This is a genomic window from Vibrio sp. 1288, assembly GCF_033344475.1.
This window is the reverse complement of sequence record NZ_JAWPOX010000050.1, coordinates 18,536-29,075: the sequence shown is the minus strand read 5'-3', so window position 1 is coordinate 29,075 and position 10,540 is coordinate 18,536. Positions and strand designations below refer to the sequence as shown.

General features: G+C 43.0%; 11 protein-coding genes. 2 read left to right on the top strand and 9 right to left on the bottom strand.

The window, feature by feature from the left end:
- Positions 1 to 79: 79 nt before the first annotated feature.
- On the top strand, positions 80 to 430 hold the full coding sequence (locus tag R8O11_RS23055) for a cation:dicarboxylate symporter family transporter (RefSeq protein WP_318194492.1): 351 nt from the start codon (positions 80 to 82) through the stop codon (positions 428 to 430).
- Between the two features lie 178 nt (positions 431 to 608).
- On the opposite strand, the gene R8O11_RS23050 is transcribed toward R8O11_RS23055, so the two are convergent.
- The 8 genes from R8O11_RS23050 to tnpA all read right to left on the bottom strand — a co-directional run bounded on the left by R8O11_RS23050 (position 609) and on the right by tnpA (position 7,157).
- Positions 609 to 1,694 (bottom strand): ParB family protein, encoded by a 1,086-nt coding sequence (locus R8O11_RS23050; RefSeq protein WP_318194491.1) that lies wholly within the window; start codon positions 1,692 to 1,694, stop codon positions 609 to 611.
- Positions 1,694 to 2,893, bottom strand: coding sequence for a ParA family protein (locus R8O11_RS23045; protein WP_318194490.1), 1,200 nt, complete (start codon positions 2,891 to 2,893; stop codon positions 1,694 to 1,696). The genes R8O11_RS23050 and R8O11_RS23045 overlap by 1 nt, the downstream gene beginning before the upstream one ends.
- Before the next feature lie 195 nt (positions 2,894 to 3,088).
- A complete protein-coding gene (locus tag R8O11_RS23040; RefSeq protein WP_318194489.1) occupies positions 3,089 to 3,619 on the bottom strand; it encodes a plasmid mobilization relaxosome protein MobC in 531 nt (176 codons plus the stop codon).
- A 298-nt stretch (positions 3,620 to 3,917) separates the two neighbouring features.
- Positions 3,918 to 4,460, bottom strand: a complete 543-nt coding sequence (locus R8O11_RS23035; RefSeq protein ID WP_318194488.1) for a recombinase family protein — start codon at positions 4,458 to 4,460, stop codon at positions 3,918 to 3,920.
- Between the two features lie 152 nt (positions 4,461 to 4,612).
- The gene (locus R8O11_RS23030) at positions 4,613 to 4,903 is read right to left on the bottom strand and encodes a hypothetical protein (RefSeq protein ID WP_318194487.1); all 291 of its coding nucleotides are present in this window, start codon (positions 4,901 to 4,903) and stop codon (positions 4,613 to 4,615) included.
- A gap of 165 nt (positions 4,904 to 5,068) precedes the next feature.
- Positions 5,069 to 5,869 (bottom strand): hypothetical protein, encoded by an 801-nt coding sequence (locus R8O11_RS23025; protein WP_318194486.1) that lies wholly within the window; start codon positions 5,867 to 5,869, stop codon positions 5,069 to 5,071.
- 169 nt (positions 5,870 to 6,038) lie between these two features.
- Positions 6,039 to 6,656 carry a recombinase family protein gene (locus R8O11_RS23020; protein WP_318194485.1) on the bottom strand — a complete coding sequence of 206 codons (618 nt, stop codon included), beginning with the start codon at positions 6,654 to 6,656 and terminating at the stop codon, positions 6,039 to 6,041.
- 81 nt (positions 6,657 to 6,737) lie between these two features.
- Complete coding sequence (gene tnpA / locus R8O11_RS23015) at positions 6,738 to 7,157, bottom strand: IS200/IS605 family transposase (RefSeq protein ID WP_318194484.1); 420 nt, start codon at positions 7,155 to 7,157, stop codon at positions 6,738 to 6,740.
- Between the two features lie 65 nt (positions 7,158 to 7,222).
- Here tnpA and R8O11_RS23010 point away from each other — a divergent pair, with 65 nt between their 5' ends.
- Positions 7,223 to 8,320 (top strand): RNA-guided endonuclease TnpB family protein, encoded by a 1,098-nt coding sequence (locus R8O11_RS23010; protein ID WP_318194483.1) that lies wholly within the window; start codon positions 7,223 to 7,225, stop codon positions 8,318 to 8,320.
- A 729-nt stretch (positions 8,321 to 9,049) separates the two neighbouring features.
- On the opposite strand, the gene R8O11_RS23005 is transcribed toward R8O11_RS23010, so the two are convergent.
- A complete protein-coding gene (locus tag R8O11_RS23005) occupies positions 9,050 to 10,126 on the bottom strand; it encodes a replication initiation protein (RefSeq protein ID WP_318194482.1) in 1,077 nt (358 codons plus the stop codon).
- Positions 10,127 to 10,540 lie beyond the last annotated feature (414 nt).

The following is a 10,540-nucleotide window of genomic DNA, read 5'->3' as shown; positions in this document are numbered from 1 at the left end:
ATCAAAGTCAGTGAATGAATGTCCCTGATCTGATCGTAATATTCTGATTTAGTTCATTCGATTTACGCAACAAAGCCCAATGAATGCGAACGGTGCCGTTATGTGCTACGTACTCGCTATATTGTTTATGAGCCAGGCGACAGGTATTGAATTAGCTCCCTTCCAAATGGGGATGGCAATATTTCTATCAGTATTGATGTGTATGGGTACTATTGTTGTTCCAGGAGGTATGGTCATTGTTTATACCTTCCTTGCCTCATCAATGGGCTTACCACTTGAAAGTGTGGCAATCCTAATTGGTATTGACTGGTTTTCAGGAATGTTCAGAACTCTACTAAAAAATGTGGTTGACGTGATGTTAGTAGCTGACAAAATTGGAGAGTTTGACAGAGACGTATACAACGATAAAAAAGCTGTTGAGTACGTTTAAATTAGCTATCTGTCCTTAGCATCGGTGCTCAAATTGCGAAAACACTGCTACGTGGTGAAGTGGTTTATGACTTGGGTACTGGTATCACTACCCCTTATCAGGGTGACTTTGTGACAGTATAACCAACGTTACATCAATCATCAGGCCCCAACTCGTTGGGGGCTTTTTTTTGCCCGATTTACGAGTCGCCCTGATACTCACTAAGAATGGTCAGCACTGCCTCATCCAGTTCTTGCTGAACAGACGCAGGAAGACGGCCAAACTCATATGAAAAGTTACGCCCCTTCACACGTTTACGGGCAAACACACCTTTACTTTTAAACTCGGCCAGCGGAGTCACTTCTGCCGGATCTTTCTGTTTGGCTGTTTCGATTTTCAGCTGTTTTTTCACCGCGGCGATGAGCGCATCGCGGATTTCATCGGAAGCCAGTTCATCCAGTGGCAACGCCTCTTTCTGCTGCTCAATCTGACTGATGAAATGGCTCAGCGTTTTCTCATCACCGGCCAGCTGCTTCATCACGGCATCCAGTGCAGTGTAATCGGTATGAGACAGTTCATTCACCACCGGAAACAGTGCAATAAGACGTTCATCAATACTGGCGGCTTTCAGCGCTTTGCTCACTGCCGGACGGCTGATACCGACTATTTCTGCTACCTGCTGCTGAGTGTAATTGCCACTCTGCATAATCGTTCGGCACTGCAGACCAATTTCACGCTGATTGTGTTCTCGCGCCGTCTGAAGCTGCTTCGCCAGCGCTTTGGCATCGGAAACAGATATATCATCACGAGTCACCAGAATGCGGAAAGCAGAGACTTTCCCCTGCTGCAGCAGGAACCAGGCACGACGACGTGAGCCATCCAGAACATCGATTTTTCCTTTGGTTTCACGCCCTACCGCCGGATAAAACTGCTGAAACGCCAGCGAATCCAGATCAGACAATGACGCTTCGTTCAATTGCGACTGATCGCGCCCATTCACATCAAACGTGACCGTAGTATCCTCACGGACCTGTTCATAAGACAGAGCCACTTCGTTAAAAGTAGCAGTACTGCCTGAGGCCAGCTTCCACTCTACCGAACGGTTAACGGCTTCAATACCGAAATGTGATTTAAGAAACTCCGCCGGATCCTCACCGGACTTTTCCAGTTCCGTACTCAGCTGATGAGAAAGTGTTTCAAGGCCCGCTTTGGCTGCGTTCGCTTCCGCTTCCTGTGCGCCAGCCGTATTGCCCAGAGGACTTCTTACCCCGCGTTTTTTCGCCATTACTCCTGCCCCTCATTACGCCATACACTTAACACATCACGCATCAGCTGACTGGTCACCTCATACGCGTTCTGCTGGGCACTCTGGAAGGTGCCTTTGCTTTTCGGGTATTCACTTTTCGACATATCAAACACCGTTGAAAGCAGAGAAGAGCACTGACGCACCGCTTCACTGTGTTTAAATTCTCTTGAGTACAGGTACGGGCCGAAATACTCATCCAGTTTATTCATCAGCTCCGTCGTGGTGGAGCTATCACGATGATTGGTCATCAGGATTTTCATGAAGTCATAGCCTTCATGGTCCGCGTTGGCCAGCAGCGCCCAGACCTGCGGGATATAGCTGAAATACGAACAGGTCGCATCGATATCATTTTCCGTAATCGACAGTGGAAATACCACACTGGTAGCCGCAAAGTAAGCGTTATAAGTGGCATATCCCAGAGACGGCGGCGTATCAATAAGGATGATGTCAAACTCATCTTTGACTGCATCAATGATGTCGCTTAGCAACGAATAAGGGTATGCAATCCCATGGCTGAACACCTGCTCATGAAACCAGCCTTCAATAGCACGGTCGGTCTGTGACGCCGGAAGGATACGCAAATTCGGAATAGTGGTCGGCAGGAATGCACCAGAGACCGCCTGATCAAACGTTTCTCCCTCATCCAGGTCGAAATTTTTCATCATCAGGTCACCGACCGACAGATTGCCTTCCAGATCCGATTCCGTCGCATAGTACATTGACAGTGTGGCCTGGCCATCCATATCAATCAGACCAACACGATATTCCTGATGGAACTCCGTCGCGATACCAGAGGCCAGTGTTGCCGCGGACACAGTTTTCCCCACACCACCTTTCTGGTTCTGAATCACAATCACCTGAGTTTTCTGATGAGCGCCACGTTCAAATTTAGGTTCCTTACGGAGGTTGGAAGGCAGTAGGTCTCGAACGTTATACATTTCCTCAATATCAATCGACCACTGAGAATCTTTATGCCGACGCGGATCGATACCAGCCATTTCCACATAGCGATCCAAGGTTTTAGCGTCCACATCCAGGTAGGTCGATGCTTCAGCCCGGGTAAAGTTGCGCAGTTCTTTACGGTGGTTATCCAGCAGACGCTGATTGCGGCGCGCGACATAGCGATCGGCGCTGCTTTTAAGCGCCTGAAAAATATGAGTAGTCTGTTCGGTATCCATTTCGACCTCCATCAAGGAATACCAAACAGTTTATCCATTGATTTTTGGTGTGTACAGCAAATATTGAGGTGTTAAATGTAAAATGAGACTCATACTGGAGTTTTAGTCCAGACCTGTGCTGATCAGGCAAAGGATATGACGATACATAGTAAAACTATACTAACCCCGATCCATCTTTTAGATTACGCTAAATATTTACTCTTTCCCCCAACGGTTCATGTTACGGGAAAGTAGAGCAGTTACCTGGTCTTTGTGTTGTTCGATTCGTTCAATCAGATTTTCAATAGCATTTTGTTTTAGTCTATCGCTCTCGCGGAACTCAATGTTTAACGCTTTAACGACCTGATTAAGATTTCGGCCAATGGATGCTAGCTCACGGTTTGATTCACGTAGTACGTTTATCTCATTATTAGTAAGAACTGGCTCTTTATGAAGGGCAGCTTGAACAACAGCAGTCGTCCATTTAGTTCTGGTTGTATACCCTTCTTTTTGTGCTCGCTCTATCATTTTTTTATTTTCGTATTCTGCCAACCGAATAGTAACTTTCCTAGCCTTCTTATCATCATTTAAACCATGGAAGTTGATGGGAACATCTATATTAGAAACACGCTGAATCATCATTCTCAACATGTCCGATTCACTTAAATTATTTGCTTTGCAGAAATTCTGCCAGGCTTTTTTCTCGATTTCCGATAGTCGAGTTTTGACAACTTCTTGTTTACTCATAAGGCGACCTTAAAAAGTGGGAGGGGAAAGATACTTTAGTAAATTTGGTACCATTTGCCAGCAATTTGCGAATCCTGCCTTAGCCTTAACCTCCTCCATATTTTCGTACGCACGAAATTCTAGTGAATTAAACAGCAACACTTTTTCCGGAGACTAGAAAGCGTTTAACAGCAACGCTTTTCCACCTTCAGTTAACCAGGTATAGAAAAGTTGAAGCACAGCGTTGAGCAGGACACATCATCTGCTGTCACCCATAGAAAGGAATGTTTCTACGTTACATCTAGCTTACTCTAGATATTTAGGGTTCCAGAGCCCGGTACACTGTAGTTCGGCTACACCCCAACTCCTTACTGATCCGGTGTTTATTCATTCCCTGCTCAGCCAAGGCATGAATTCGCTTACGCAATTCTGTATCAGCAAACCGACCTAGATGGCGCCCTTCTGCCCTAGCCTTATCCCGACCTTCATTACAGCGTTGCAGTATGCGCTTACGCTCCATCTCTGCAAAAGCGGAAATCGTGGTGTAGATCACTCTCCCCATATCACTATTGATATCGAGTTCAGCCAAATCATGAAAAACCAAGCCTGCACCTTTTCCAGCCAGACGGTCGGCGATCTGTAGGGCATCAATGGTATTACGAGCCAGCCGGTCCACTTTGGTGACGTGGATGGTGTCGCCCTCACGGGCATAGTCGATCAGCCTGCTCAGCTCCTCTCGGTCAGAGCTTTTTCCGCTGGCCTGTTCCATGAAAATTTTCTCACAGCCGTACTTTTCCAGCTGTTCAACCTGAACGTTCAGTGTCTGATCGGTGGTACTGACACGGGCATATCCGATGTGCATGGTAAAATCTCAGTCAAATATGTACTTTAAGATACTTTTGTTAAGTGTACATGTTCATTAATAATAATTAAGACTTTTTATACAGTTTTTACCTAGGATGTAGTAAGTGTCCAAAAAGGTACACCTTTATGAACACTATGAGGTGAATGGTTTTATTTCATGACTGCGCGAACAATCGATCTCTGTCCTACTTTATACAACCCTTGTTTTTTCTTATCTTTAGTCTTGACCCTTACGGCATAACCGTGATTAAGAACTAGATCTTTAACTTTCAGTTCGCAGTCCAATTCTTCTCCTTTTTCTTTAGTATTACCACCTGTACCACCAAGAGATACCCTAAATGCTAATTTACCGGTTTCCTTATTTCTCATTTTACAGGGATACAAATGCTCTCCATCCTTGTGTAGAAGATAAAACAGATCTGAAAACAACTTGTCACTCATAAAACTCTCCATCTTAAACAGGTAAAAATAAAAAGGGAGTATCAACAGAATACCCCCATTCAGAACATGCAGTTCTGAAATGGCATATTGTGATCAACAGGCACGACTCCCTCCCACTCAGCCTCTACATATACACGATTAAAAACACACAAAAATACCTTTCATTCAAAGACTGCCCTTTACATTAACAACCGACCTTAACTCCCATCGTATCGCTGCCACTATTCCCCAGTTACCATTTACATTTTGCCTGCGCCAATAAGCTTTAGGTCGCATTGCCCTGAGCTCAGCGAGGGCAAAATCGATATCTTCAATCAAGTACTCACCACCCTTAGGCCCGATCCGAAACCCCTTTTTGTTTCGGCATGTATGGTTAAAGAATTCACCATTAATGGTAACCGGAACCAATATCATCCCCTCAGTCTCTTCTTCTTCCGCGGCAGTAAAACCTCGGCGTTTCTGAGATAAAGACAGAGCCAGACTTACAGGAACTAAAACCAGCTTGTTTCTTTTTTCTAACTGATTGACATCTACTGTACTCAGTACTTCCCCTCTTACAGTTTTCGAACTCATATCCCAGAGTAGGCCTAACTCATGTACTGTCAGGTAGTTCTCATCTATTCCATTTATTTTCTGAACCAAACTTCGGGCATCCTCTAGTAGTGGAGCAAGCTCTCTTCCACTCTCAATATCCAGCTTGAGGCGAGCAAAAAAGAGAATCAGTGCATTTTTTAGCCTGCTTATCGATTCACTTTTTTTACTCTCTGTATCTGTGATAGCTTCTGCCGCACATACAGCATCGATTAAGGAATCAAGAAGATCTTTACTTAATCCATCTCCCAATTTTCCTTCTCTGCCATATGTTTCAAGCACACTAAGATTTACACTTAGCCCTCTATAAGTAGCTTCAGCAGCCTTCTTTAACTTGTCACTTAACTGTTCCCAGTCTGATTCAAATGTATTCATAGTTCTGCTCTATTGTTCTTCACTACCATTAATTACGGCAATAGCCACACCCTGTGCTAAACATGGCTTTTATAAAGAATTGTTTTCCCTTTCATGAAAATATGGTTCACTCCACGAACTTTGTCAATACATTTTTAATTAAATACATTGTTTTGCACAAAATATTGGTTCATGCGTGTTTACAGACAACCTTGATATTTCGCCTCCGGATATAATCTCTCAACGTACTCGGTGCTTCATCTATCAACTTTGCAGTAGGCCGAATGCCGAGCCCCATCTTGAGATACTTCTCTATCTGATCACGTTTGGCGTCCAGCTTTAATTTAGTTGCAGGGCCTTTAGGTCTGCCAAGAACTACCCCATCCTTTTTACGTGCAGCCAACGCCTCTTTGGTGCGCATAGATATAAACTCACGTTCGATTTCAGCGGCGAGCCCAAGCACTGTTGTGGTAATCCTGGCTTGCATAGAACCATCCAGTTGCATGTTCTGCTTAGCAATGTACACATCGATTTTTTTCTCCATACATACTTCCAATACTTCGAGTACCTGTAAAGTTGAACGGGCGATACGGCTCACTTCGGCAAAAATGAGTTTGTCTCCGGATGTCATGCCTTCAATCAGAGATCCGAGTTTACGTTCGTGCCATTTTTTCTTGCCTGTCACGATGTCCTCAACAAAGCAAAGACCGGATAAACTAACTTTGTTAGCGTATTCATAGATACCGTGTTTTTGGTTAGCAACATCCTGGCTGTCGGAAGATACTCTGAGGTAGGCATAGTGAGTCATGGCATTCTCCTTTTATCATTTTGGCGTAAAACCTCCCCATTTATAGGGAGGATGTAAGCCATTGCTACGAAGTAGCAAAAATTAGTCAGGACGATTCTGACTCTCAATGTACCTAGTTAAAACTTCAAGACTTGCTCCTCCGCAAGATCCAGCAAAGTAACTAGGACTCCAAAGCGCCCCTTTCCACAAGTAACGATGAATGACAGGGAACTCTTGCCGTAGAAGCCTAGAACTAACCCCTTTCAATGAATTGATCAGCTTCGATAACTGCACTTTTGGAGGGTACTCAAGCAGTAGATGAACGTGATCTTTCTCACCGTTGAACTCCTTTAGCTCAACTTCAAAATCGTTACATACCTCTCTTAATATTTGTTCCAAACGGATCAGTATTTCGTCATTGAACACCTTCCACCGATACTTGGTAACAAAAACCAAATGTGCGTGTAATGCGCTGACGCAATGGCGACCTCGACGGATCGGATATTCTTGGCTATGTGTCATTAGACCAACTATTGATTTGTTGTTTTAGTCTATTCATAATAAGGCATCTTATCAGGAAAGACCAAATGACATTAGTAGCTTACAAATATCGGTTTAAGCCAAGTAAAGAGCAAGCAGAAATGCTTGAGCATACCTTTGGCTGCGTGCGATTTGTTTACAATAATGCTTTGGCTTTCTCGAAAGAGCAGTATGAACAAGGTAATAAAACCAACTTCAACGATTGGAATAGAAATTTAACTACACTTAAAAAAGATGCTGGGTTTTCTTGGTTGAAGAACGTATCAAGTGTGCCGTTACAGCAATCGCTCCGTCATCTTGATAAAGCGTTTAAAGCATTTTTCAAATCTGGATTTGGCTATCCTAAGTTCAAAAACAAACGTGGTAAGCAATCTGCTTGCTACATGGCTAACGCTTTTAAATTCAACGCTGATACAAAGCAAATCACCTTAGCCAAGATGAAAAATCCACTGAAAGTCAAACTATCAAGACTATTCAATGGTAGCCCGTCTTCCGTCTATGTATCCAAAACTAAAACAGGCAAATACTTCATTTCTATGCTTGTTGAAACCGAAATTCAACCGTTACCTATTGCAAGCAAAACTGTTGGTGTAGACGTTGGTATCAAATCACTTGCGGTTTGTTCTGATGGCGTTGTATTCAACAATCCCAAATACACCACGAAGTACGAGAAGAAGCTGGATAAAGCGCAACGTAAACTTTCCAAGAAGACGAAAGGTTCTAACAATTTCAATAAGCAACGCATCATCGTGGCAAAGATCCATGAGAAGATTGCAAATTGTCGTGTTGATTTCACGCATAAAATGACGACGAAACTGATAAACGAAAACCAAGTGATCTGTACCGAGTCATTGCGAGTTAAAAACATGGTGAAAAACAAAAAGCTAGCAAAAGCAATTAGTGACGCAAACTTTGGCGAAATCGTCAGGCAGCTAGAGTACAAAGCTGCTTGGTATGGTCGAATAGTGTCTAAGATTGACCAGTGGTTCCCAAGCTCTAAATTGTGTGCTTGTTGTGGGGCTGTATATCAGGGCAAATGGTCACTTGCTATTCGTGAATGGCGATGTGACTGCGGTTCTGTAAACGACAGGGATTTGAATGCCGCTAACAATATCCACATAGAGGGGTTACGGTTAGCAGCTTAAGTATTTGTGGTGGTAGGGACTACCAACACGTTAAACGCCTGTAAGAGACAATGTAAGCCGACTCGATTTTAGTAATGGAGCGCAAATGTCGCAGACGACAGGAATCCACACTCCTTTAGGGGTGTGGTAGTTCAAATAGGAGTGTTATAACAATCCCTGACATAAAAAAGGTGTACCATTACCTGGATTGTGACCTTTAAAAAATAAAAACAAGAAAGAAATGTAACTGTTATTGTTGTGGTTAACTGTGTAAATCTTTGATTTTCCAGTTATCCACATCAGCTATAAAGATCTATAGATAACTATTAAATCTATAAAAACTATAATACCTATAAGATCTATAGGTATTGTAAGTTACTGATAATAAATGATAAAAATGATGTTTATGATCCTATTTTAGGTCTTTAGGTAACACTATTTAGGTTTTGATGATCTTATTTCAGGTGTTGTTGATCACTTATCAGGTAAATAGATGACATATTTTAGGTGTTGATGATCGTATGTCAGGTGTTTAGATGACAGTTTTTAGGTGTCCATAGCCAAAGCAGGCACTTACTGAGTGTGGCTGATGTATTATTTCGATTGCAGCACCTAATTTTTGTCTTTGATGCCGCTTGAGTATCACCTTTTAGGCTGAAATTGTCCTTTTACACCTAAAATGTGTCACATATCACTTGATGAGACCTTATTTATGTCCGATATGCGATCTAAGCACCTAAATTATGTCTGTTAATACTCAGGGTTGTTACTGATCTCTGATAGGGTCTCTATCTTATCCAGCAGCGAATTTACTTCATCCTGAGTGTTTTCTTCTTGTTCTGTTTGCTGATTAAGGTGGCGTTTCGATAAGCTCTCTTCCACTTTGATTGCGTGTTCTTCTTTCCCTATGTAACGATAAGCAATCGCCAGAGACTCGAGTTCTGCTTCAGAAAGGCGAATGTTGTTTTGTAGCCTTTTTAGCTCAAGTTCCCGAATTGTTTTCAGTGCGTCATGCTGATTGAGTTCGTCTACCGTGCCGAGCTTTATCCACCGGAACAGGAACTTAATCCCTGTAATGGTTCGGCCTTTCTTGATCACTTCAAATCCTTTTTCTCCGCTATCGCTTTGGATAAACAGCAGTTCTTTGCGGATTTGCGGGTGCTCAGACAGCTCCTTAATGCTTTCACGAATGCAGCGCTTCATAAACACACTGTTGTTCTTAAAAGAAGTCTTATCCTTTTTCAGTTTTCCGGCTTCATCGAGGAGGCCAAAGACGCCTTTCAGTTCGTCGAGCTTTTGTTCGTGTATCTCAAAGCCTTTGTCTTTAAAGCGGCTCAGCAGCTCGTACAGACGTTTGGAGTACTCTTTTTTTACATCGAAGAAATTTCGGGTGTTGATCAGCGCAAAACCCTGATTGTATTCGATGTATTCGGATTTAAGCATGTCGTTAGGGACCATGGTTAAAACACCATCTTTATAGGCGATATGCTTAAACAGAGGGCGATAATCAAACTCTGCATCCCCTTTTTTAGATTCGATTTTGATACCGATTTTACGGCTGGCCAGACGGTTAGCGATCGGGCTTAAGTTACTGCCAATGTGTTTAGATTCAACGCCTAACCATTCTGATAACTGGTGTGAAGTGAATTCATAATGTGGTGTCCTGGTATCCCAGTCTGCCGCTTTCATATGAGCCACCATCAGCGCAAACATATCAGCTTCTCTGGCTGACAGATCCTGACGGCTGAATACCAGCTGATGACCTTTCTTGATGTGCTTTGGCAGGTGGTCACTGACGACAGGATAGTAGTATTGTTCTTCGTTCATGGTTTTTCATCTAAGACATAATTTAGGCTAATTATGACACAATATAGGTTAACTGGCCAAATCAATACCTAGATTGTGTCACATAAATGTGGATAGATATATTTCTCTTTTGAGGCGCGCTCAAAACCGTCCTGTAATCGCTTTGATCTTCGCCATTTAAAGATCTGATCTTCGATCTCAGCATCAATTTAACAGAGATGCATAAATCAAAGTTTTTCCCCCTAAATTATGTCCGGTTCTTACATACCGGTCGTTACGGGAAAAGACGCCAGCGACAGTAAATAAATGGGCGGCCATTGTGCTTGTACAATAAAAGAAAATGTAAGTGACAACGTGATGTCGTCTTGACGGGGACGCCTGAGTTTTGGTGTTGAATTACTCAGGATAAACAGGTTCTACGGGTGATGATGACCC

Bases quoted from the DNA above. Each gene is read 5' to 3' on its own strand.
- R8O11_RS23055 (WP_318194492.1), top strand. From the start codon at position 80: ATGAATGCGAACGGTGCCGTTATGTGCTACGTACTCGCTATATTGTTT.
- R8O11_RS23050 (WP_318194491.1), bottom strand. From the start codon at position 1,694: ATGGCGAAAAAACGCGGGGTAAGAAGTCCTCTGGGCAATACGGCTGGC.
- R8O11_RS23045 (WP_318194490.1), bottom strand. From the start codon at position 2,893: ATGGATACCGAACAGACTACTCATATTTTTCAGGCGCTTAAAAGCAGC.
- R8O11_RS23040 (WP_318194489.1), bottom strand. From the start codon at position 3,619: ATGAGTAAACAAGAAGTTGTCAAAACTCGACTATCGGAAATCGAGAAA.
- R8O11_RS23035 (WP_318194488.1), bottom strand. From the start codon at position 4,460: ATGCACATCGGATATGCCCGTGTCAGTACCACCGATCAGACACTGAAC.
- R8O11_RS23030 (WP_318194487.1), bottom strand. From the start codon at position 4,903: ATGAGTGACAAGTTGTTTTCAGATCTGTTTTATCTTCTACACAAGGAT.
- R8O11_RS23025 (WP_318194486.1), bottom strand. From the start codon at position 5,869: ATGAATACATTTGAATCAGACTGGGAACAGTTAAGTGACAAGTTAAAG.
- R8O11_RS23020 (WP_318194485.1), bottom strand. From the start codon at position 6,656: ATGACTCACTATGCCTACCTCAGAGTATCTTCCGACAGCCAGGATGTT.
- tnpA (WP_318194484.1), bottom strand. From the start codon at position 7,157: ATGACACATAGCCAAGAATATCCGATCCGTCGAGGTCGCCATTGCGTC.
- R8O11_RS23010 (WP_318194483.1), top strand. From the start codon at position 7,223: ATGACATTAGTAGCTTACAAATATCGGTTTAAGCCAAGTAAAGAGCAA.
- R8O11_RS23005 (WP_318194482.1), bottom strand. From the start codon at position 10,126: ATGAACGAAGAACAATACTACTATCCTGTCGTCAGTGACCACCTGCCA.